Origin of the sequence: Lysobacter sp. CCNWLW3, assembly GCF_036697405.1 — a bacterium.
GTDB lineage: Bacteria > Pseudomonadota > Gammaproteobacteria > Xanthomonadales > Xanthomonadaceae > Lysobacter.
The window spans coordinates 933,294-956,589 of the sequence record NZ_JBAHWA010000001.1; the positions used below are offsets into that span (position 1 = coordinate 933,294).

Below are 23,296 nucleotides of genomic sequence, written 5' to 3' on the forward strand. Positions count from 1 at the left end.
AGCATGGGCCTGACCGACAAGATCTACGCTCGTCTCCCGCAACGGGGCCAGGACGTCGCCGCCTCGGCGTTCGGTCTCTATCGCCATTGGCTGCGCTCGGGGCCGGGATACGGCGAGCTCCTGCAGGGATACCGCGACCGCGACGCCTGGCCGTTCGAGAAGTTCGCCGCGTATCAGGCGGAACAACTGAAGATGCTGCTCCGCAATGCCGCCGCCCACATTCCTTACTATCGGCTGACCTGGAGCGACGACGAAAAGGCGGCGGCGCGCGCAGGGCGCCTGTCGGAGCTTCCGCTGCTGTCCAAGGATCCGATCCGCAGCAACCCGCTGGACTTCGCCCGCGACGACGTACGCCCGCTATTGCGCTACCGCTTCCTCACCAGCGGTTCGACCGGCACGCCGGTACAGACGCTATGGACGGCCAGGGAGGCGCGCGACGCCAGGGCGCTGCGCGAAGCGCGCTCCGCCAACTGGGCGGGGGCTTCCTTCAGCGAAGGCCGTGCGACCTTCTCCGGCCGCATCGTGGTACCCGATGCGAACAGCAACGGCCCTTTCCACCGCTACAACCGGGTGGAAAACCAGGTTTATTTTTCGGCCTTCCACCTGAGCCGCGAGAACGCCGACCAGTACGTGGAAGCGCTATGGCGCCACAAGACGCAGTGGCTGACCGGATACGCCGTGTCCTACTACCTGCTCGCGCGCCACATCCTGGACCGCGGGCTCCGCGTTCCTCCATTGAAGGCCGTGGTGACGACCAGCGAAAAGCTCAGCCCGGACATGCGCGCGATCATGCAACGGGCTTACGGATGCCGGGTGTTCGAGGAGTACGGGACGGTCGAGAACGCCGTCTTCGCCAGCGAATGCGCGTACCAGCGCCTGCACCTGAGCCCGGATGCGGGCGTCGTCGAGATCCTGCGCCCCGACGGTGGCGCCTGCGATCCCGGCGAAGCCGGCGAAGTCGTGGCCACCGGGTTCGTACGACGGTACCAGCCCTTCATCCGCTATCGCGTCGGCGACATCGCCTCGTGGGACCCGGAACCCTGCGCCTGCGGACGCCAGATGCCGGTACTGAAGGAAGTGCTCGGGCGGGTCGAGGATGTGGTGGTCGGACCGGACGGGCGCCAGATGGTCCGGTTCCACGGGATCTTCGTCGGCCAGGACCATATCGTCGAAGGCCAGATCGTCCAGGAAGCGTTGGACCGCATCCGCGTGAAGGTCGTGGCGGCCGCGGCTTTCGACCAGACCGACGCCGCCGACATAGAGAGGCGCGTACGCCAGCGCCTGGGAGACGTGACCGTGATCGTCGAGCCCGTCGAATCGATACCGCGATCCGCGAACGGCAAGTTCAAGGCCGTGGTGTCGCAGCTGAAGGCGAACGACTGATGGACGACAGCCTGCGTCCGTCTAACCAGGCGTCGGGGATCGGCGACGCATCCTCGCAACGCCCGCAGGCGGGACAAGCCATGACGTTTGCGCAATACCGGTTCCTGCTGCTTTCGGATCTGTACCGGATCACCGGACACTCGAAGCGGGCCTCGCTGCTTCGCTACGTCTTCCACGGCGAATCGTACCGATACAACTTCTGGATGCGCACCTGCGCATACGCGAAGAGCCGGCCCCTGCTGCGCTACACGCTCTATCCGTTCGCGCGGCTGGTGCTCGGGCACCTGGTCTACAAATTGGGAATTTCCATCCCTGCCGGCACCTCCATCGGCAGCGGCTTCTACATCGGCCACTTCGGCGGCATCGTCGTCAGCCAGAAGGCCACGATCGGCCGCAACTGCAACATTTCCCAGGGCGTGACGATCGGGCGGGCGAACCGCGGCAGGAATCAGGGCTATCCGGTCCTGGGGGACAACATCTACATCGGTCCCGGGGCGGTGATCGCCGGCAGCGTCCGTATCGGCAACAACGTCGCGATCGGCGCCAACTGCGTGGTCACGACGGACATCCCGGACGACTCGGTCGTGGTCGGCGTGCCGGGCAGGATCATTTCCCAGGAAGGCTCGGCCGGTTACGTCAACAGGACCGATTACGACGACAAGTTCGGCTAGGGCCGGACCGCCTTTTCGCCGCCCAAAATCGGCGGCGCACCGCCGATCGCGAACCCGCCCTGGCCGCGCCTCGTGCCGGCCGAGCGGGGGCGTCTGCGTCCGCCAAAACGTCCGACGAGACGGCCATTCAGGCCGCTGTCTCAGCACAAAATGCGACGCAACCACCCCAGACCTAGTCAGCCAAATCGGCGGCGCGTGAAGGCATGCCGGTTCCTTGGCACGCTCTATTCCGGGTCAGTCGGGGGCGGCTCCTCCGCGACCCCGCCGTAGCGCGCTTAAGCTCGCAGCGGCCGAATCGGGCCGCGACTTTGCGCAAACAGGGCAGCGGAACCCCTGTTCAGCATTTATGTCCCAGAACCCCAGCTGAATATGACCAGCCGCGTCAGGTTCTGCGTCACAAAAGACGCTCTTGGTCGATCTCTGACGCGTGAAGATCGCGTGAACTGTGACGTAGCGCACAAAACACCCTTCCCCCCGTCCCTAGCATCCGCCCCCGGCCACAAAGGAGGTGCCACCACATCCCATCCCGAACCCTACGGAGTTGCAAGACTAAATGTCCCCATCCCCCCTTCGCAGCCGCAAGCTGCCCAGAGCCCTCCTTTCGTTCCTGCTTCCCTCGCTTGGCTTTGCCGCTATCGGCTCCGCCCAAGCCGCAACCTTCTACGTCCGCACCGATGGTGGCGATGCCGCCCAGTGCACCGGCCGCGCCGATGCGGCCTATCCCGGCAGCGGAACCGCCCAGGCCTGCGCCTGGAAGAACCCCAATATCGCCATGCCCTCCTCGGGTAGCGCGCGCATCGTGGGCGGCGACACCCTGATGATCGGCGCCGGCAGCTTCCAGATCGGCAGCGGCGGTTACATGCAGAAAGTCCCGAGCGGTCCGACCGCGTCCTCGCGCACCCGCATCCTCGGCAAGGCCGGCACCAAGCTGGTCGGCGTCGCCGGCACCCACCGCGTGCTCAATCTCGACGGCAGCTCGAACGTCGAGATCGGCAATCTCGAAATCACCGACAACAGCGACTGCGTCTACAACCACTCCAATGCCGCAGCGACCTGCACCAGCGCCATGGCCTGGGCGCGCGTGGGCGTGTACGCCACCGCCTCGAACAACGTGTGGATACATGACGTGAACGTGCACGGCATGGCGGCGCGTGGCTTCAACGCCGGCGGCCTGTCCAACTGGACCCTCGAACGCGTCAAGATGAACAAGAACGGCAGCGCCGGCTGGGACGGCAACGTCGGCACCGGTTCGAACTCGGGCCAGATGGTCATGCGCGACATCGAGATCGGCTGGAACGGCTGCGGCGAGCGCGTCGCCACCGGCGAGCCGTGGGCCTGCTGGGCGCAGACCACCGGCGGCTACGGCGACGGTTTCGGTACCGTCGACACCGGCGGCCAATGGCTGATCGAAGACGCCTTCGTCCATCACAACACCTCCGACGGCCTCGACCTGCGTTACATGGACGGCGCGGACACGACCAACGTGACGCTGCGCCGCATCTACTCGGTCGCCAACGCCGGCAACCAGGTCAAGATCAAGGGCAACTCGCTGATCGAGAACTCGGTCCTGGTCGGCAACTGCACCTATTTCCACGGCAAGTACTACATGGCCGAGGGCGATCTGTGCCGCGCCTACGGCAGCACGCTGCTGCTGATCCTGACCGGCAACGACACCGCGACCGTGCGCCACAACACCATCGCCGGCGAAGGCGATGCGCAGATCGCCTATGGCGAAGGCGCCTCCAGCGACAAGGTCAACATCCAGAACAACCTGGTGGTCGGCTTCCCGTACTACGCCAACAGCTCCACGGCGACGCTGTTCAGCGGCGGCAGCGCTCCGGCGGCCAAGACCTTCTCCGGCAACATGGCCTGGAAGGTGCGCACCTGCCAGACGGGAACCACCTGCACCCAGGACCCGAAGCTGACCAACATGACCCTGGCTGCCTTCGATGCCGAACCGCTCGCCGGCAGCCCGGTGACCGACAAGGCCCCGACGATCAGCGGCGTATCCACCGACTTCGTCCTGCAGCCGCGTCCCTCGGGCGCCGCCAACGACGTGGGCGCCTACGAGGTCCAGGCCGGCTCCACCCCTCCGCCGCCGACTCCGACCTGCACCCGCGCGGCGCCGACCCTGACCATGACGGGCCCGACCGCCGCGGTCACCGCCGGCACCGAGAACCGCTACACGCTGAACCTGAAGAACAACGACAGCAGTGCCTGCGCCAGCACCTCGTTCGCCCTCGCCCGCAGCGTTCCCAGCGGCTGGACGGGCGAGCTGTCGACGACCGCGATCGCGCTTTCTCCCGGCGCCAGCGGCACCGCGACCCTTGCCGTGATGTCCAAGACCACGGCCACCGCCGGCAACTACGGCATCGGCGCGGGTGCCAGCAGCGCCAACGGCACGATCCATACCGCCAACGCCTCGGCCATTTATGCCGTCGGCGCCGCCGCCGCTACCGGCCTGACCGAAACCGTCAGCACCAGCAAGGCCAGCTACAAGGCCGGCGAAGTCGTGTCCATCACCGCCCGCGTCCTCAAGAACGGCGTGGCGGTCTCGGGCGCCAACGTCGCGTTCGACGCGCTGAAGCCCAACGGCGTCAACCATGTGATCCTGAGCGCCACCACCGACGCCAACGGTTATGCCCGCGTGTCCTTCACCTCCGGCACGGGTCCCAGCTCGATCGGCACCTACAAGCTGTCGGCCGTGGCCACCTCCGGCAGCCTGAAGAGTACGGCGACCACGACCTTCTCGGTCTACAAGTAAGCATCCGCAGCGACCCGACGAAGAGCCCCGGATTTCCGGGGCTCTTTTTTTTTGCGACGCGTGACGCGCCGCTCGTCGGAGGGATGGCCTCAGCGCGGCCTAGCGAGCGCGCGCTTCATGGATGCGCGGGCTCCTCGCGCCGATGGCGCCAGCGGTAGTACGCCAGCCCCGCCCACTCGTGCAGGGCCAGCTCCGTGTTGGCCAGCGCACTGGTTCGCGGAATCAGCGCCCATGGCAGGCGCGAAGGCAAGCCGCGCGCATCCGCGCCCAGCGGGCACACTTCGAAGCCCGCACCGGCGAACGCCGCGCGAGCGCGCGGCATGTGGATCAACGAAGTCACCAGCACGATGCGCCGCGGCAGCGGCGGCGACAGGCGTGCGGCATGACGAGCGTTTTCCCAGGTATCGTCGGATTGGCTTTCCACGCGCAGGGCCGTCGCTGGCACGCCCTGCATTCGTGCGTACGCCGCCATCAGTTCGGCGACGGCGACGCCTCCGCGCGGCCCACCGCCCTCCAGCACGAGCACGCGCCCTTCGCGCGCGCGCCACCACGCGACCGCGCGATCCATGCGTCGCCGAGAAGCCAGGTTGAGCACCGAAAAATCGCCATGGCTGCGTGGGCGACCGTCGGTGCCGCCGCCCAGCACGACGGCGACCGATGGCGCTGCGTTCCGGCAGGCGAGCGGCGCCGCGAGCGGCGCTTGCAGCGGCTTCACCAGCAGGTTGGCCGCAAGCGGCGTCATGGCCGCTAGCGCGGCGGCCGCCAGCGCAACGGCCGCGATCAACGGCCAGCGGCGGCGCCGGCGGCGATGCCACGCCCAGGGCGTCGCCACGCCCGCGAGCAACAACCATGCGAGCGGCGATAGCAGCCAGGTCGTCACCTCATCGCGACCGCGTCATCAGGGCCATCGCCATCCGCCGCAGTTTCCGGTCCAGCGCCATGACCGGCAAGGCATACAGCGATGCGAACAGCAATCCGGCGACGGACAGACGGGCCCAAACGGCGTGCAACCCGAACAGATCGGTGCCGCGCGCCACGCCCACCAACACCGCCAGGCAGGCGAGCGACACGACGACCGCACGCAGCTCCGGCAGGCGCGCCAAGCCCTTCGGGCAGATCGCGAACTGCGCGGCGGCCAAGGCACCGTAGGCGATCACCGTGGACCAGGCCGCCCCCATGTAACCCATGCGGGGGATCAGAACCAGATTCATGACGACGTTCAGCAGCGCCGCGCCCAAGGTGATGATCAGCACCTGCATCGTCTTCTTCTTCAGTTGCAGGCCGTAGTTCGAGATGGCGAGCACGGCGTAGGTCGATACGGTGATTCCGATCACGACGAACACTTCGCCCGATGCGGCCTTGTCGTGCCCGCTCATCGCCACCAGCAGGTCCTGCCCCGACACCAGCAGGATTCCGATGATGGCCACGACCGCGTAGGTCATCGGCAGCAGCACTTTTTCCTTGAGCGCACGCACGGCATCGCTGCCGCCGGTTTCGTAGGCGCGCATGACCACCGGCGTGAAAGCCTCTGATAAGGTCGCGTCTATGAAAACGTTCAGCTGCATCGCGAGCGCATAGCCGATGGCATAGATGCCGACCGTCGCGAAATCGCCGGTGATCTGCTTGAGCAGGAAGCGGTCCACGTTGGCCAGGACGCTGAAAGCCAGCTCATGCGCCATCAGCGGAAGCCCGTAGATCAGGCCGCCACGTACGGCGCGCCAGTCGATCGCGTCGCGCGCCACCTCGACGTTGCGGTACATCCAATGCGCGAGCCACGCCAGCAGCAGCAAGGTGGCGACGATCTTGCCGCCGTATACCGCCAGCGCGCTTCTTTGCACCAGGATCACGGCGGCCAGCACGAACACCAACTCGAGCATGCGCCCGATGACGCGCATGGCCATCACGATATCCGAGCGCTCGCTCGCGCGTATCACCATCTGCACGATGTTGACGGCCGCCAGCATCGGCATCATCAGCACCGCGCACCAGACCAGCGGGGAGAACGTGCCTGCCCCCAGCCAGGACCAGAGCACGAGCACGGACACCCCGGCCAGCCATATCGTTGCGGACAGCATCAGCGGCAGCAGCACCATGTTGGTGCCGAACTCCTGCATCCGCCGCTCGCTCCCGTCGTAGGGGTAGAAGCGCACGATCGCGTGCGGCGTGCCGAGCTTGATGATCGCCACGCCCAGCAGCATCAGAGTGTCGTAGTACCTGAGAATGCCGAACTGAGTGTTGTCGAGGAACCGGGTCAGGATCGGGAACGAGATGAAGCCCGCCAGCATCACCAGGCCGTTCGAGATCGAATAGCGCAGATAATGCGTAACGATGCCGGGCCGCTCCCTGGGCACGGCGCGAATGTCCTCGTCCGCGTCCGGCGCGCGCTCCGTCGAACTATTCATCTCGTATGACCACGATCGCCATGAAGGAACACTCGCATCACCGTGGCGGAGCGCCCGGATGCGCCGGGCCGCTGGCCGGAGGTTGCGCGGGGGAAGCCAGCGGCCCCGTCGCGGGGGGAAAAGGCGCGCGATCGCGCGTACCGGCAGCGGCCCGCTCATCCAGCACTTCCACGTATGCCGTCCCGTTCGGCGGACGCCCGAGGACGTCCAGGACCTCGACGCTGCCCGCAACGTTGTAGGTATGGCAGCCATCGACGCTACGCGTCAGGTGAGGGGCGAGCCGCGAAAGTTGCCGTTCGCGATAGGTGGTGGGCCCCAGCTCCAGCACCTCGTTGAACACGACGGCATTGCCGTAGCCGGGCCCGCAATCCTGGGCTGGCCGAATCAGGCTGCCGCCGCGCCGGAACAACCGCCCCGCCATGCGGGCGCGACGTACGTCGCAGACGATGGGAGACGCCGGATGCGGCGCATACGGCCCCTCGAGCCGGTCGGCGACGAACAGGAACAGTTCGTCGCAGGTGTTGTTATCGTTCTCCGCGACGTTGGCGAACAGGTACCAGCGACCGTCGTGGTGGTGCAGGGTCGGATCCACGCAGACGCGGCCGGTGACCAGGTCCTGCACCCTGGCCCATCCCAAGGGGAAATCCGTGGCCCGATACAGGCTGACGCGCCGGTCGTAGCCGGACTCGACCGTCATGTACCACTGTCCCTGCCATGCGAAGACTTGCGGGAAAGACAGATGGCCAGGCTCGTCCAGCGCGACACCCAGCGCGCGCGCTCCTCCCGCGGTCAGTTCCACGCAAGCGATGGTGGCCTTCTTCAGGCGCGGATCCAGCATCTCCTCCACGAACAGCAGCCTGCGGTCTTGCGCCATCACTACGCAGGGATCGCCCCACCATCCCTTCGGCGCTTTCAGCAGCGCGTGCGATCCGATCGCCGGCGCCCAAGGATCCAGCGGCGTTCCGTCCAGGCGCAGCACCAGCGTCCAGCCGACGCGCGCGTTGCGGAACCAACCCGTCAGCCAGCGCGGAGAAGCGCGCAGGATCGACAGGAAAGCGCGCAGTCCCGCAGCCCGTCCGGCCGGCGCCTCCGGCTGAAGCGCCAGCGTCGCCATCGAATGGGAGCCGGCGGCCAGGTCTGCCTGGGCCATGCGGTGCAAGCCGCGCAGCAACAGGGCCGGCAGCTTGCGGAATGCATCCTCGCGCTGTTTGAGAAACGAAGTCGCGCGAGTCCTGCCCCAACTGGCCGCCAGCTCTACGGGAGCCCGGTTCGGCTCGTGCAGGACCAGGGCCATACGCGTCGCCGTTTCACGGCGCATCATCGGGCCGAGCAGCGAGAGCCCCGCGTTGCGCTCGTCCAGCAAGCTCGCGTCGACGTGCCAACATGCGCATTCCAACTGAGCGGCCAGCGTGGACGCCCAGGATTCCGTGCCGAGCGCGATGACGAGATCGGGCCGCAAGCCGCCGATGCGTTCCGGCACAGGGATGTCGTCTCCGGGGCCGACCGCCGCACGACCGGCTTCCCCGCCGGAATCGGCCGGCATCGGCACCATCGCCAGGCTGCGACTGCCGCCGAGCACGGCATGCTCGAACGCGAGCAAGGCGCGAACGCTTGCGGGAATCCCGGACACCTTCGACAGGGCCGCGTCGGCATCGGCCAGAGTCGTCAGCTCGATCCAGTCGTAGCCGGCTATCAGGCCATGGAATGCCCGCACCCACCCCGGCACCCGGGGCGGCCCCACCAGTGCCACGCGCAAAGACCGCTGCGCGCCCGCCGGTGCGGGATACAGCGGGGTCCGCTCTTGCGTGCCGATATCTTTCATCCGGTCCGATGCCCTGGCAGTCGGCTCATCCAGCCCGTGATCGTTTCGATCAGGCGTTCGCGCTGCGCCCGCCCGAAATAGGTGTGATCGCAATCGGGCCAGTAATGCATCGTCACGCGCGGGTCGCGCGCCGCGGCGCCGAAGGTCCACTCGAACTGGCGCGGATGCAGGAACCGATCGGCGAAGCCGCCGCTGAAGATGCACAGCAAGCGGACATCTCGCGCCACCATCGCCGCGAACTGCTCCCTGGCCTGCGCGTGGCCGGGCCAGGTGCGAAAGGCGTTCGAATCCAGACCGGCGTTCGCGCGCATGCGTCCGCGCAGCTTGCGGGCGAAATGCCGCCATTCCCTGGGCAGGCGACGCAAGAGTTCCAGCGCCCGGGCGTAGTAATACCAGGGGCCGGCGAAGCACAGGCCATCCAACAACAACACCGCCGACACGCGCGGATCGATATTGGCGACGTCCCAGCCCGTATCGGCGGCGCTGCAGATTCCGCCCACCGCGAAGCTGCGACAGCCGTGCATGGCCTCGAGTCGGTCGAGCGCGGCGATCGTCGCCTGGGTGGCGTCGCATTCCGGCATGCGCGGCGCTTCGCCCACGCCCGGGATGTCGTAACGGAAGGTCCGAACCCCCTGTTCCGCGAGCCGCTGGGCCAGCAGCGCGTGCAGTCGGAACGGCCCGGATCGCGGTTGCAAACCCGCGCTCGGCAACAGCAGGGTCGGCCCGGTCCCCGGAGCGCCGCTGAGCACGCCATGCAATCGCCCGTCGGGGCCGAAGCGCACGAACACCTCGTCGGCCGCGGCCGCCTCTACGGGATGGGCGTCCAGCACCGCATTCATGCCCATGTTTCCTCGCGGACGGCCCGCCCCAGCTTCGCGACCAGTTCGCGGACCGGAGGGGTGAGGAAGAACGTCGCATCCATCGCGGCGCCTACATTGAAGCTGGGAGCATTCGCCGGTAACGGCAGGGTCTTCGCGACGTCCATGCCAAGCTCCGCCGGCCCGTCGCGGACGATCGCCCATACCGGCACCCCAGCCCGACGCATACCGTCGTCCAGGCGCGTTTTTCGAAGCTCGGAACGCAGGCGCGACGGAGCGGGAAAACCCATCAGCTGGCCGTCCGACGGATCGGTCGCGCGGGCAACGCCGGCACGCGGCGGCGGGCGCACCGCGCGTTCTCGCGTATCGCCCTCCATCAATTCCCGCAGCCAGGCAGCGCCATCGACGATCGGCTCCCAAAGCAGGATCAGATCGACGGTGCCGCCGCGCTCGAGCCATCCGGGCAATGCCAGCGCGCCGCCGCGCCATGCGATCAGGACCAGTCGCTCGACCTGCGTCCTTTCGCGCAGCGCGGCCACCGCCAGTTCGAGATCCCGGCGCATCGAATCGAGATCCAAAGCCTCCCCCGTGCCCGCGGAATCGCCGGTGCCATGGAAGTCGAAACGCAGGGTCGGCAAGCCCAGAGCCGCCAGTTCGGCGGCGACCTCGGCGACGAAACGCCGGCTGCGCGGCAGTTCATGCAGCAACGGCGGCACCAGGACGATACCGATCGAAGGCGCGCCCGACGCACCATGGAACGCCGCGTACAAGCGGCGCGACGGCGGTCCGAGCCAGAACGGTTCCCAGCCATCGAGGCTCATCGCGATCGCCTCCTCGGAATCTCACGACCGCGGCCGAACGTGGCGAAGTTCATGGGCCGGACCCTTCTCTCAATCCGAACAGCCGTCGCAAGCCGCTGCTGATGCGTCCGCCCACGCCGTTGGCGGGCACGGCGCCCTGGCCGGGAACGGGCAGGCCCGCCGCGACCTGGGCCAGGGTCTCCGCGCCCAGGCGGATCAGCTTGATCCGCTTGCCGGTGTCGCGCTCGACCCGATTGGCCATCTGCACCGCGAGCATCGAATGGCCACCCAGTTCGAAGAAATTGTCGTCCGGGCCCGCGGGCAGGCCCAACAACTCGGACCAGATCTCAGACAGGTAACGCACGCGTTGGTCGGCTGCCGCCCCAGTCGCGCTCGGAGAAGGCGAAACCGCCTCCTCTTTAGCGACTGGCGGCAGCAGCGCGTTCCGGTCGATCTTGCCGTTGGGCAAGAGCGGAATCTCTTCCAGCACGACGAAATGCTGCGGCAGCATATAGGCCGGCAGCAGCTCGCGCAGGTGCGCGCGCAGCGCCGCTTCCTCTATGCTCGCACCCGGCGCGGCGACCACATAGGCCACCAGGCGCTGGTCGTTCGCGCGGTCCTCGCGCACGATCACGAGCGCGCGGGCGATCTCCTGGCGCGTGGCGAGATTGGCCTCGATCTCACCCAGTTCGATGCGATAGCCGCGCACCTTGACCTGATGGTCGAGACGTCCCATGTGCTCGAGATTGCCGTCCGCGCGCCAGCGGCCGCGATCCCCGGTGCGATACAGCAAGGCGACGCCATCGCGCCCAGGCGCCTGCGCGGAGCTCGCCGTATAGCGATCGGCGACGAAGCGTTCGGCGGTCAGCTCAGGGCGTTGCAGATATCCCTTGGTGACGCCTTCGCCGCCGATGCAGATCTCGCCCGGCACGCCGAACGGGCAAAGCCCGCCCTGCGCATCCAGTATCCACACGCTGGTATTGCCTATCGGCCGTCCGATATGGATGTCGGGCGCCTGTCCGTCGGCGGCCGGGACGATGCGCGCACAGGTGGACCACACCGTGGTTTCGGTGGGGCCATAGACGTTCCACAGCGATCCGCAACGCGACAACAGCGATGTCGCCAGGTCGATCGCCATCGGTTCGCCGCCGCACAGAGCCTTGAAGCAGGGCCCGCCGTTCCAGCCCGCGTCGATCAGCAGGCGCCAACTCGAGGGCGTGCCCTGCATCACCGTCGCAGCGCTGCATTCCAGCAACTTTCGCAGCGCGGCCCCGTCGCCGACGGTTTCGCGATCCGCCAGCACGATCTGCGCGCCCACCGCCAGGGGCAGCAGCAGTTCCAGCACCGCGATGTCGAACGACAGCGTGGTCACGGCCAGCAGCCGGTCCTGCGCGACCAGTCCAGGCTCGCGGCGCATGCTGTCGAGGAAATTGGACACGGCCCGGTGCGGCACGACGACGCCCTTGGGGCGACCGGTGGACCCGGACGTGTAGATCACGTAGGCCGGATCCTCGGGCTGTGCGGCGTATTCGTCGCGGCCTGGCCGTGTCGTCGCGGCCGCCGCCAGTTCGGTCGCATCATCGTCGAACAGCAGCACCGGCCTGCCGCGCAGATCGAAATGGCCGGCGTGCTCGCGGGTGGTCAGCAGCATCGCGAGCCCTGCGTCGGCGGCCATGTAGGCGAGGCGTTCGCTCGGGAACTGCGGATCCAGGGGCACATACCCCGCACCGGCCTTGAGGATGCCCAGCAACGCAGCCAGCATGTCGGGACCGCGATCCAGCGCCAGACCCACCAAGGCGCCGCGACGGACGCCATGGCCGCGCAGCGCGTGGGCGACGCGGTTCGCGCGAGCCTCCAATTCGGCATAACTCAAGGACGCCTGGCCGCTGCGCAGCGCGACCTGGTCCGGCGTACGATCGCACTGGGCCTCGAAGTACTCGTGCATCCTGCAGTCGCGGTCGTAGGCGATCTCTGCCGGCTGCAATGCCGACAGTTCCGCACGCGCGACCTCATCGACCAGCGGCAGGCTCGCGAAGCTCGCCGTCTCGCGCTCCGTTGCCGCGCGCAGCAAGGCTTCGTAGGCGCGCAACCAGCGCCGGATGGTGGCGGCATCGAACAGGTCTCGGTTGTACTGGCATTCGAGTCGCAGCTGGCCATCGATCTGCACGGCGTTCACGAACAGCTCGAACGTCTCGAAGCTGCGCGGATTGCTGTCGAATTCCATGGACAAGCCGCGAAACGCGGTGGATTGCTGGTCCATGGCCTGGTCGAGGTTGAACAGCACGCTCACCAGCGGTATCCGCGCCGGATCGCGCCGCAGCCGCAACTTTCTGAGCAGCGTTCCGAAGGTGTAGCGCTGGTGTTCCAGCGCATCGAGCAACATGGACTGCGCGTCGTCGATCGCATGCGCGAACGACTTGGCCGGATCGAGTTCGAAGCGCAGCGGCAGCAGGTTGACGCAATGCCCCACCAAATGGTCGGCGCCGCACACCGCCTGCCCGGCCGCGGGGATCCCGACCACCACCTCAGATTGCGACGACAGGCGCGACAGCAGCGCCGAGAAACCCGCCAGCAGCGTGGCGAACATGCCGACGCCGCGGGCCGCGCCCATCCGGCGCAGGGCCTCCAGCAAGCCGCCATCGAGTACGTGGTCCAGGCGTGCCGACGCGAAGCTACGGCTCGGTGGCCGCGGCCGGTCCGTGGGCAGCTCCAGCACCGGCGCACCGGCGGCGAAGCGCGAGAGCCAATACGCCTCGTCGGCCGCATGGGCCGCATCGCCCTGATGACCGGCTTCGGCCAGTGCGTAATCGACGAACGAGGATGCTTCCGGCAACGTCGGCGCCGTCGTCTCGAAGCGTTTTCCGTACAGGGCGCCAAGCTCGCGCACGATGGCCCACCACGACCATCCGTCGCAGACGATGTGGTGCGCGGTCAACAGCAGAAGATGATCGTCTTCCGCCAGGCGCAGCAACTCGGCGCGGAACAATGGCCCCTGGGCCAGCTCGAACGGCGTTTCCACGGTCCGCCGAACGCGCTCGTCGACCGCCGCCTGCCCGACGACCGGCCGCACCGACGCAAGATCCTCGATCGACAGCGGCAAGGCGTATCGCTCCAGCACGCGGAAGCTGTATCCGTCCGGCCCAATGCTGGCACGCAAGGATTCGTGCCGATCCACCAGTTCCTGCAGGGCCTCGCGCAGGAACCCGACATTCAGCTCGCCGTGGAAATGCAGCGATACCGATAGATTGAAGGCCAGCGACGCTTCCCGCCCTAGCTGATCGGCCAGCCAGATCTCGCGCTGCGGCTCCGTGGTGGGCGCCACGCGCGCGAGCGACCCGTGGCCGGCAGATGCGTGCGTCGCGGCTTCATCGCCGGGCAGCGCGGAGGTTGATGCGTCCATCGAAAGCCCCGGAGCGGCGAGCGGCCGATGCTCTGGCTGCGTCCGTTGCTCCGGCTGGCGGTGCGCCAGGTTCGTCGCGCTGTCCGGGGCGGATGTCCCGGCCACTGGCGCCGGCGTGCTCGCGGGCTCCGCCGGCAGCTGCGCATCCAGCATCGCCGCCAGGCGTTGCAGGCTGCTGCATTCGCTCATCAGCTGCCGGAACGTCAGTTTGACCGGGAATGTCTTCTGCAGGCGCAGCGCCACCTGGGTCAGCATCAGGCTGTCCAGGCCGAGCTCGATGAAATTGGCCTCGGTATCGACCTCGGAAAGATCGAGCCCGACCACGTCCTCGAAGAGGCCGGAAAGCTGGGCGACCAGCCGCGCATGCCGGTCCGGCGCTGCCGCCGTGGCCGCCACGGCAGCATCCTCGACGGTGCGCGCGGAAGCCATGTCAGGCTCGTGCGGGATCGCGTGCGTGGCAGCCGTGCCGGGAAGTCGCACGACGTTCGAGCCGGCCGCGGCCTCGACCCAGAAGCGCTGACGCTCGAACGGATAGGTGGGCAGCCGCACGCGCCGGCGGCCGTGACGGCGGTCGAACGCGGCGATGTCCAGCGGCGTGCCACGACACCATAGCTGGCCCGCGGCGGCAAGGAAACTGGCGGTTTCGACGGCGGGATCGTCGGCAAGCGTGGGCACCGCCATGGCCTGCTGCTTCGACATGGCGGGGTGCTGGCGCGACAAGGCGCTCAAGCTGGCGCGCGGCCCCACTTCGAGCAGCACGCGCGACGGCGTTTCGAGCACCTTGCCCAGTGCCGTCGCGAAGCGGACGGGCTCACGCAGGTGCGACGCCCAGTAGTCGGGAGACTTTGCGGATGAATCGTCCAGCCAATCTCCGGTCGCGGTCGAGACGATCGGAATCGAAGGCGCGGACAGCTTCAAGGCAGCCACTTCGGCGCGGAACGGAGCCACCACGGGTTCCATCATCTGCGAATGGAACGCATGCGAGGTGCGTAGGGCACGACAGGCGACACCCTGGGCTTCGAGTTCGGCCTGGAAGCGCGCGATCGCGTCCAGCGTCCCGGCGACGACCACGCTCCCGGGCGCGTTCTCGGCGGCCAGCGACAGATCGTCGGGCTTCCTGGCCAGCAGCTCGTCCAAGCCCAGCCGCACCGACAGCATGCCGCCGGCGGGCTGCGCCTGCATCAGCGCGCCACGCCGCGCCACCAGCTTCAGCGCATCCGGCAAGGCGAACACCCCCGCCAGCGTGGCGGCGACGAATTCGCCCACGCTGTGTCCGATCATCGCCGCCGGCACGATACCGTGGCTCATCCACAGCTGCGCCAGCGAGTATTCGACCGCGAACGTCGCCGGTTGCATGATCGCGGTGGGCAGCAGCGCCTCCGGATCGTCCGAGAAAACGCGTTCGCGCAGGTCGAAGCCGAGTTCGGCGAGCAGGGCATCGGCGCAAGCGTCGAACGCGGCCCGGAATGCCGGCTCCGTCTCGTACAGGCCGCGGCCCATGGCCGGATAGGTCGCGCCCTGTCCGGGGAACAGGAATACGACGCCGCCCGGCCGCGCAAGCTTGCTGCGCGCCGCGGCAGCGGCGACTTCCGGACTGCGCAGCTGCGCCGCCGCGCCAGCGGCATCGTCGGCAACGACCGCAATGCGATGCGCGAACGCCTTCCGGCCTACGGATAGCGTCCACGCCACGTCGGCCAGATTGATATCCGGCTCGCCATCAAGATGCTCGGCCAGTTGCGTCGCCGCGCGCGACAGCGCCGTCGGCGTGCGCGCGGACAGCACGATAAGTTGCGGCCCCTTCGCCAAGTCCGACGCCGGCAGCTGCGGCGCCTCCTCCAGCACGACGTGCGCATTGGTGCCGCCGACGCCAAACGAACTCACGCCCGCGCGACGCGGGACGTCCGTGGCCGGCCAATCGGTCAGAACGTCGTTGACGACGAACGGCGATCCGCAGAAGTCGATGGCCGGATTGGGAGACTTGAAATGCGCGGTCGCCGGAATCCGTTGCTCGGCCAAGGCCAGCGCGGTCTTGATCACGCCGGCCGCTCCCGCGGCTATGACCAGGTGACCGACGTTGCTTTTCACCGATCCGATCCTGCAGAAGCCGCGCTCATCGGTACCGCGACGGAAGGCGCGCGTCAGGCCCTCGATCTCGATCGGGTCGCCGACCGGCGTTGCGGTGCCGTGGGTTTCGACATAGCCGATGCTGCGCGGATCCACTCCTGCGCGATCGTGGGCCATGGAGATGACCGCTGCCTGGCCCTCGCTGCTGGGCGCGGTGAAACTGGCCTTGCCGGCGCCGTCGTTGTTGACCGCGCCGCCGCGGATCACCGCGAACACCTGGTTGCCGTCCGCCACGGCATCGGACAGGCGCTTGAGCAGCACGATCGCCGCGCCATCGCTGAACACCGTGCCCTGTGCGTTCGCATCGAACGGCCGTGTGTGGCCATCGGGCGACAGCATCGATCCTTCCTGGTAGAAATAGCCGCTACGCGGCGGACAAGTGACGGTGATGCCGCCGGCCAAAGCCATGTCGCAATGGCCGAGCGTCAGGCTGTCGATGGCCTGGCAGATCGCCACCAGCGAGGTCGAACAAGCCGTATGCACGCTGACCGCGGGCCCGGTCAGGTTGAGCTTATGCGCGACCCGGGTGGCGATGAAGTCCTTCTCGTTGTTCAACATCACCTGGAAGGCGCCGACCTTGTCGACCAGGTCCGGGTGCGCGCTCACATGCCGCTGGAAATAGCTGGCATTGAACATGCCGCCGAACACGCCCACCGGGGTCGGGGTCGCGTCGGGCACGTGGCCGGCGCGCTCCAGGCATTCCCAGGCGAGCTCCAGGAATATCCGCTGTTGCGGGTCCATCAGTTCGGCTTCCTTCGGACCGATGCCGAAGAAGGCCGCGTCGAACTGCTCGACACCGTCGATCACGCCACGCGCGGGCACATACGCCGGATCGTCGCGATCCTGCGCGCCGACCGCGGGATCCAGATCCTCGGGACCGAAGACCGTGATCGAATCGCGTCCCTCGCAGAGGTTGCGCCAGAACGCCTCGACATCCGCGGCGCCGGGAAAGCGCCCCGCCATCGCTACGATGGCGATGGGTTCGGCCACCGCCCCGCAAGCCTGCTGCCGATGCGCCGACGCATAACGCGCAGGATCGATCTGCGCGGCGCCGCCGCCTTCGAGCGAGCCGGCCAGCATCGCCGGCGTCGGATACCGGAACAGCTGCGCGGTCGGGATCACAGCGGCGTGCGTACCGGCTTGCTGAAGCCGTTGCAACAGCCTGGCGGCCAGCATCGAATCGCCGCCGAGTTCGAAGAAGTTGTCGTGGCGCCCGACGCCGTCGACGGCGAGAATTTCGCCGAATGCGGCGCAAAGCGACGCCTCAAGCGCGCCGACGGCGGGTTCGAACGCATGGACGAGTTCGGGCCGCTGCCGCGCCGGCGCCGGCAACGCACGACGGTCGAGCTTGCCGTTCTCGGTCAATGGCAGCGCGTCGAGCTGGACGAATGCGCCGGGAATCATGTAGTCCGGCAGGGCGGTCGCGAGATGGGCGCGTAGCGAGGCCTGGGAGGCGTGCGCGTCGGCGGCAACGACATAGGCCACCAACCGCGCCTCGCCGTCCGCGCGGTCGTCGAGCGCGATCACGGCGCAGGCCCGGACGGATTCGTGCCGCGCGAGCACGCTCTCGATCTCGCCGGTCTCGATGCGGAAGCCGCGGATCTTGACCTGATGGTCGCTGCGGCCCAGGTATTCCAGATCGCCGTCGGCGAGCGGGCGAGCCAGGTCGCCGGTCTTGTACAAACGCACCGACTCGCCGTGGGGCGACTGCCAGTCGAAGAACCGCTCGGCGGTCAACTCGGGGCGATTGAGATAGCCGCGACTGACGCCGGCACCCGCCACATGGATCTCGCCGACCTCGCCGACGGCGACCGGCGCCCGTTCGGGATCGAGCACATACAGGCGAAGATCGGGAATGGGAGCGCCGATCACGCTGCCCGCTTTGCGCTCCAGGTCCGCGCGGGCTATCGGCCGATAGGTGACATGGACCGTGGTTTCGGTGATGCCGTACATATTGATCAATCGCGGCGAGCGGTCGCCGTGACGCTCGAACCACGGACGCAACATCTGCAGTTCCAAGGCTTCGCCTCCGAACACCACGTAGCGCAGCGACAAACCGGAAGGCTCGGCGGCGGACGCGAGATCGGCCTGGATCAGCCCGCGGAACGCCGATGGCGTCTGGTTGAGCACGGTTACGCGCTCGCTCGCCAGCAGCGCAAGAAACACTTCCGGCGACCGGCTGGCCAGGTAAGGCACGACCACGACGCGTCCGCCGTGGATCAGCGCGCCCCAGATCTCCCACACCGAAAAATCGAAGGCGTGGGAATGGAAGAAGGTCCACACATCGTCCGGGCCGAATTCGAACCAGGGCTGGGTCGCGACGAACAGCCGCGCAACATTGGCGTGCGTGATCTGGCAGCCCTTGGGCTTGCCCGTCGAACCGGAGGTGTAGATGACATAGGCGAGATTCTCGAGTCGCGCGAGCGGCTCGGGGTCGTGCACAGGCTCCGCTGCGAATTCCGTCCAGTCGCTATCCAGCATCAAGCTCGTCACGTCGGTCGCCGGCAGCGCATCCTTCTGCCCTGTCGATGTCAGCAGTACGGCGGGGCGCGCGTCCTCCAACATGAACCGCACGCGATCGCGCGGATAGGAGGCATCTATGGGCAGGTACGCTCCGCCCGACTTCAGGATGCCGAGCAGCCCCACCACCATCTCCAGCGAGCGCTCCAAGCCGATCGCCACCAACGTCTCCGGCCCCACTCCCAGGGAACGCAGGCGATGGGCGAGCTGGTTGGCTCTGGCGTTCAGTTCGCGATAGCTCAGGCTGGCGCCGTCGCAGCTGACGGCGATGGCATCCGGCCTGGCGGCGGCCTGCTGTTCGACCAGTTGCGGTATGCAGGCCAACGGACGGTACTGCGAAGAACCATCGGATAGCTTGTTCATTCCCGTCTTTCCCCTGCCCGCGCCCGCAGCGCTTGGCGAGCCCACCGTGATGACATCCCAGTCGTATCCCCCGGTTCTGTACCCGGCAGGGTAAGGATCGCGCGCTGATGTCATGACGAACGTCGTGGGGGTGCTCATGCGGCCATGCGCGAATCGCGGGAAAATCGGCGCCCCAGCCCGTTCCGCGCGCTACCATAGGGCCACGGGAGGTCTCCGATGAAAGCCGACCTGACACAGCTTTACTCCGAGCTGGGGCTGAGGCCCAACTGCAGCCTGGAAGAACTTCAGCTTGCCTACCGCCGGCGGATCTCCGAGCTGTACCCCAGCCGTCCCGGTGCCAAGTTGCAATCGCAGGAATCGGCTTACCTGTGCGACCTGATCGGTCTGTACACCACGGCGACCCGATTCCATCGCCGCTACGGGCGACTGCCGGGGGAAGCGCCGCATCGGATGGGGCGCGGCGGTCCTTCGCACGCCGGCGTATCGCGCGCCTATGTCGTCTACAGCCCACGTCCTTCCGAGCATAGCCCGCCGGCGCCGTCGCGGGCCGCATTGGCGCTGGCCGTCGCGCTCCTGGTTCTACTGTTCGTCCTGCTGGCGCTGGCTTCGGGAGAATGGCTGAGGTAGCGGCCCCGGATCGCGCGTCCGGATCCGCCGGCGTCCGCATGCGAAGAAGGCGCTGCATGGCCCGCGATGTCCGCAGATGCGGCCTGGGCTCGTTCTCCATGAGGTAGGCGCGAACCGACAGCCGTACCACGCAGGCGACAGGCAAAACGATGAACGCCAGGAAGATCCCGCTCGACCCACGGGCCGTCACCTGGCCCCTGTCCCTCGCGGCGGTCCTGCTCGTGGCCGCCAACATGAGCATGCAGGCCTACCGCCTGGTCGCGCACCAGGAGCACGTCGTCGGCCTGGCGATGATCAGCATGGACGGAGAGAACAACCTCCCGGCATTGTTCTCGACCCTGCTGCTGTTCTGCGCCTCGCTGACCCTCGCCTTGATCGCGGTGCTGGAAAGCCGGCACGAGGGCGTCGACGTATCGAAGTGGGCGATTCTCGCCGCCGGTTTCATGCTGATGGCCGTGGACGAGGCCTTGTCGTTCCATGAAATGCTGATCGCGCCCTTGCGCGCGCTGCTCGGCGGCCGGCAGCTGGGCATCTTCTTCTTCGCCTGGGTGATTCCCGGCCTTGCGCTGGTCTGCGTGCTGGGCGCGTTCTTCCTGCGCTTCCTGTTCCGCCTGCCGCGCAGGACGGCGGTCGCCTTCGCGATTTCCGCCGCGGTCTACCTCGGCGGCGCCCTGGGCATCGAACTCATCGAGGGATGGTGGCGCGAGGCGCACGGCCATAGGAACCTGACCTATCACGTACTCGTCAGCCTGGAAGAAGGCATGGAGATGGCAGGCGTCATCTTGTTCATCCATGCGCTGCTGGGCTATATCGCGGAACGTTTCGGCGAAGTGCGATTGGCTTTCGTCGGCGCACGGCACAAGGCGGACCGGTCCGAATCTTCGGGCTGATCACGAAACGCAGGCAACCGCCCGCCGGCGGGGTCAGCGCGAACCGCGGCGAAACAGAACCACCTCGACCGTCTGCAGCATGATCAACAGGTCGAACACCAGTCCGTGGTTCTTCACGTAGAACAGGTCGAACGTCAGCTTCTCTTCGGCATCCCGCACCGAGGCTCCGTAGGGATAGCGCAGCTGCGCCCAGCCGGTCAGGCCCGGTTTCACGCAATGGCGGACGTTGTAGTAGCGCACTTCCTGGCTGAGCATGTCGACGAACTGCGGCCGCTCGGGCCGCGGACCGACGAAGCTCATCTCCCCGAGCAGGATGTTGAACAGCTGGGGAAGCTCATCCAGGCGCGACAGGCGGATGATCCGTCCGACACGGGTGGTGCGATCGTCGTTCTTGGTCGCCCACTTCGCCACGCCATCGGATTCGGCATCCACGCGCATGCTGCGGAACTTGATCAGCTCGAACGTGCGCCCGTTCTCTCCGATGCGCGTCTGCCGATACAGGATCGGACCGCGCGACTCCAGCGCGATGCACGCGGCCACCAGCAGCATGAACGGCCAGGCGACCAGCAACAGGGCGCAGGCCGCGGCCAGATCGAAGAACCGCTTGTTGAGGCGGCGCGGCATCGAGTGGTCGAAACCGCCCGAGAACGCAAGCCACGAAGGATCCGCAACGTTCAACTTCACCATGCCGGCCTCGCGCTCGAAGAACGTCGACAGGTCGGTCACGGTGATTCCGCGCTGCGCGCAGGTCAGCATTTCCTCCATCGGCAGCGCGCCGCGCCGCTCATCGGGCGCGACGACGATCTCGTAGACGTGCAACCACTCCGCCATTTCGGACAGGGCGAAATCCGTGCTGAGCAGCAGTTTCTCTGGCACCACCACGGGCTGACCCGGCACCGGCACGAAACCCACCACCACGAAGGACCTACGGTCGGATCCCCGCCGCAGACGACTGTTGATGAGGTCGGCGTTCTTGCCCGCGCCGAACACCAACACCCGACGCCTGAACACGTCCGTCTTGAATACCCGCTCGACGATCAGGCGCAGCGCCGTCACCGCGATCAGACCGATGGCCAGCGCCAGCGCCAGCACGCCGCGGCCGATGTAGGCCATCGGAACCAGGTAGTACAGCACCAGCAAGGCGATGCCGCCGAATGCGAAAGACAACAACAACCGGATCAGGAACTCCATCCGGCTGTGGCGCACGTGCACCTGGTACAGGCCGAACGCCACCATCGACACGGTGATGAAGGCCGCGAACACGAACGCGCGCACCGGCGCCCACTGAAAGAAGGTGAACAAACCTTGCGACGTCTCCAGGAAGCGCAGCCATGCCGCCACCATGACCGACAGGATCAGCAGCCAGGTCTCGCCCAGCCAAAGCAGCAGCAATGCTCGGTTCTTGCGACTGGCCAGCGCGATGCTCATGGCGCTATCCGCCCCTCGTGCAATGCACGCGACGACAGCTGCCCCCTGTTGGTTTCCGCGCTGGATCGAGATCGCTGAAGCGAAAGTACGCTACCGGGTGATCCTTCATGACGCTTTACCTGCCGATGCGTAGCCCTCACTCCTGGCTACCCCGTTTCCGGGCAAAGGACGCTCGCTCTCCAAACGGGCTGGCTCTACCTGAGCAACGAGAGAATCGCGGCGTTCCGGCCGTCGAACGCGATCGGATCGTCGATTCGACGCATCGGCTCCGGATCGTCGCGCCGCGGCCCGGACGCGGCCGGGTGTTCGTGACTGCGGCGTTCGGCGCACCCGCGGCGGCGCGGGGCCGACGCGCGCCCCCGCCATGCGGCGTCAACGCGACGACAACCGCCGATCCCAGACGCGGTTGGAGGCTTCTTGGCCCGGGCCGTATTCGAGCTTCAGCCAGGCGTCGCTGGAACGGTCGTAAAGGGCCACGACGGTCAGCGGAGTGCCGGGGCCATAGCGATCGAGGTAGGCCGTGCCCCGCGCGTCGATCCGCAGATGGCGGCCGTCGCCCTGGACGGTGGAGACGCTGTCCAAACGGAGCCAGGCCGAGGGCTTGCGCAGCTCCCGGGCCATGTCCGCGATCACGATGGCTTCAAGCCGCTGCACCAGATGCGGGTCGTTGAGAAGGTCGCGCTCTCCTGCGGCGACGCCATCGATGCTGACTTCGGGATAGCTCGTCCTGCGCAGGCGACCGTCGTAGCGCAGGCCGAACCGGAAGTCGATCCAGCCCTGCGTGCCCACGACCTGCGCGTCGCCGGAGCCGCTGATCGCACGCTCGTCGGCGCCGATGGTGCGGACGTCGACGACATCCAGTCGCAGCTCCACGGCACGACCGCCTAGCCGCGCCGATAGCGCCTGGATCAAGGGGCCGGCGATCGAGTCGCGGATGGCTTCGGTATTCGGCGCCGCGGCGGCGGCTCCCATCGCATGCGGCGAGGCGTCCGGCAGGGCCGCCTGTTGCGATGCCGGCTGTGCGCCCACATTGCCGCCGGCCCAGAAGCAGGCCAGCAGCACGGCGGCATGGAGTTTCTGGCGCATGACATCAGGAACAACGCGATCCAAGGACGCTTTCGGACCGCGGGACGAAGCAGACACACCGAAGATCGGCGGCGCAGTGGCCGCGGTGCTCAGTGCCGCCCACTTGCGGGCAGCCAAACCATACTCATGCGTATGTACAATGCGAAGCCGCGAACAGGGCCGCTCGCGACCTCCCGACGTACCCTGCATTGGAGACCG

At 67.5% G+C, this 23,296-nt stretch carries 13 protein-coding genes; 5 read left to right on the plus strand and 8 right to left on the minus strand.

The window, feature by feature from the left end; genetic code table 11:
- Positions 1-3 precede the first annotated feature (3 nt).
- The 3 genes from V1318_RS04200 (at position 4) to V1318_RS04210 (ending at position 4,818) form a co-directional block, all read left to right on the plus strand.
- Positions 4-1,383, plus strand: coding sequence for a hypothetical protein (locus tag V1318_RS04200; protein WP_332937925.1), 1,380 nt, complete (start codon positions 4-6; stop codon positions 1,381-1,383).
- Positions 1,383-2,054, plus strand: coding sequence for a serine acetyltransferase (locus V1318_RS04205; RefSeq protein ID WP_332937927.1), 672 nt, complete (start codon positions 1,383-1,385; stop codon positions 2,052-2,054). Before V1318_RS04200 ends, V1318_RS04205 begins: the two co-directional genes overlap by 1 nt.
- 772 nt (positions 2,055-2,826) lie before the next feature.
- Positions 2,827-4,818, plus strand: coding sequence for a choice-of-anchor Q domain-containing protein (locus V1318_RS04210; RefSeq protein WP_332937930.1), 1,992 nt, complete (start codon positions 2,827-2,829; stop codon positions 4,816-4,818).
- A gap of 115 nt (positions 4,819-4,933) precedes the next feature.
- Here V1318_RS04210 and V1318_RS04215 read toward each other — a convergent pair whose 3' ends face one another.
- The 6 genes from V1318_RS04215 to V1318_RS04240 are packed head-to-tail and all read right to left on the minus strand — an operon-like array spanning position 4,934 to position 19,067.
- On the minus strand, positions 4,934-5,698 hold the full coding sequence (locus tag V1318_RS04215) for a YdcF family protein (protein WP_332937931.1): 765 nt from the start codon (positions 5,696-5,698) through the stop codon (positions 4,934-4,936).
- Between the two features lies 1 nt (position 5,699).
- The gene (locus V1318_RS04220) at positions 5,700-7,220 is read right to left on the minus strand and encodes an oligosaccharide flippase family protein (RefSeq protein WP_332937932.1); all 1,521 of its coding nucleotides are present in this window, start codon (positions 7,218-7,220) and stop codon (positions 5,700-5,702) included.
- Between the two features lie 37 nt (positions 7,221-7,257).
- Positions 7,258-9,042, minus strand: coding sequence for a hypothetical protein (locus V1318_RS04225; protein ID WP_332937934.1), 1,785 nt, complete (start codon positions 9,040-9,042; stop codon positions 7,258-7,260).
- Complete coding sequence (locus V1318_RS04230) at positions 9,039-9,881, minus strand: hypothetical protein (RefSeq protein ID WP_332937935.1); 843 nt, start codon at positions 9,879-9,881, stop codon at positions 9,039-9,041. Before V1318_RS04230 ends, V1318_RS04225 begins: the two co-directional genes overlap by 4 nt.
- Complete coding sequence (locus V1318_RS04235; protein WP_332937938.1) at positions 9,878-10,681, minus strand: hypothetical protein; 804 nt, start codon at positions 10,679-10,681, stop codon at positions 9,878-9,880. The genes V1318_RS04230 and V1318_RS04235 overlap by 4 nt, the downstream gene beginning before the upstream one ends.
- A 49-nt stretch (positions 10,682-10,730) precedes the next feature.
- Entirely contained in the window at positions 10,731-19,067 is an 8,337-nt protein-coding gene (locus V1318_RS04240) for an amino acid adenylation domain-containing protein (RefSeq protein ID WP_332937940.1), read from the minus strand.
- Positions 19,068-19,283: 216 nt separating this feature from the next.
- Here V1318_RS04240 and V1318_RS04245 point away from each other — a divergent pair, with 216 nt between their 5' ends.
- Both V1318_RS04245 and V1318_RS04250 read left to right on the plus strand, forming a co-directional pair.
- Positions 19,284-19,694, plus strand: a complete 411-nt coding sequence (locus V1318_RS04245; RefSeq protein WP_332937942.1) for a J domain-containing protein — start codon at positions 19,284-19,286, stop codon at positions 19,692-19,694.
- A 149-nt stretch (positions 19,695-19,843) separates the two neighbouring features.
- The gene (locus tag V1318_RS04250) at positions 19,844-20,584 is read left to right on the plus strand and encodes a hypothetical protein (RefSeq protein WP_332937945.1); all 741 of its coding nucleotides are present in this window, start codon (positions 19,844-19,846) and stop codon (positions 20,582-20,584) included.
- A gap of 33 nt (positions 20,585-20,617) precedes the next feature.
- Here the strand turns inward: V1318_RS04250 and V1318_RS04255 are convergent, their stop codons facing one another.
- Together V1318_RS04255 and V1318_RS04260 are read right to left on the minus strand one after the other, a co-directional pair.
- Complete coding sequence (locus V1318_RS04255) at positions 20,618-22,012, minus strand: TIGR03013 family XrtA/PEP-CTERM system glycosyltransferase (RefSeq protein ID WP_332937947.1); 1,395 nt, start codon at positions 22,010-22,012, stop codon at positions 20,618-20,620.
- Positions 22,013-22,384: 372 nt separating this feature from the next.
- Positions 22,385-23,122, minus strand: a complete 738-nt coding sequence (locus V1318_RS04260) for a hypothetical protein (protein WP_332937948.1) — start codon at positions 23,120-23,122, stop codon at positions 22,385-22,387.
- Positions 23,123-23,296 lie beyond the last annotated feature (174 nt).

What these genes read in the sequence shown, in the direction of transcription:
- V1318_RS04255 (WP_332937947.1), bottom strand. Translation starts at nt 22,012, where the DNA reads ATGAGCATCGCGCTGGCCAGTCGCAAGAACCGAGCATTGCTGCTGCTT.
- V1318_RS04235 (WP_332937938.1), bottom strand. Translation starts at nt 10,681, where the DNA reads ATGAGCCTCGATGGCTGGGAACCGTTCTGGCTCGGACCGCCGTCGCGC.
- V1318_RS04220 (WP_332937932.1), bottom strand. Translation starts at nt 7,220, where the DNA reads ATGAATAGTTCGACGGAGCGCGCGCCGGACGCGGACGAGGACATTCGC.
- V1318_RS04250 (WP_332937945.1), top strand. Translation starts at nt 19,844, where the DNA reads ATGAACGCCAGGAAGATCCCGCTCGACCCACGGGCCGTCACCTGGCCC.
- V1318_RS04230 (WP_332937935.1), bottom strand. Translation starts at nt 9,881, where the DNA reads ATGAATGCGGTGCTGGACGCCCATCCCGTAGAGGCGGCCGCGGCCGAC.
- V1318_RS04200 (WP_332937925.1), top strand. Translation starts at nt 4, where the DNA reads ATGGGCCTGACCGACAAGATCTACGCTCGTCTCCCGCAACGGGGCCAG.
- V1318_RS04205 (WP_332937927.1), top strand. Translation starts at nt 1,383, where the DNA reads ATGGACGACAGCCTGCGTCCGTCTAACCAGGCGTCGGGGATCGGCGAC.
- V1318_RS04225 (WP_332937934.1), bottom strand. Translation starts at nt 9,042, where the DNA reads ATGAAAGATATCGGCACGCAAGAGCGGACCCCGCTGTATCCCGCACCG.
- V1318_RS04240 (WP_332937940.1), bottom strand. Translation starts at nt 19,067, where the DNA reads ATGAACAAGCTATCCGATGGTTCTTCGCAGTACCGTCCGTTGGCCTGC.
- V1318_RS04245 (WP_332937942.1), top strand. Translation starts at nt 19,284, where the DNA reads ATGAAAGCCGACCTGACACAGCTTTACTCCGAGCTGGGGCTGAGGCCC.
- V1318_RS04210 (WP_332937930.1), top strand. Translation starts at nt 2,827, where the DNA reads ATGCCCTCCTCGGGTAGCGCGCGCATCGTGGGCGGCGACACCCTGATG.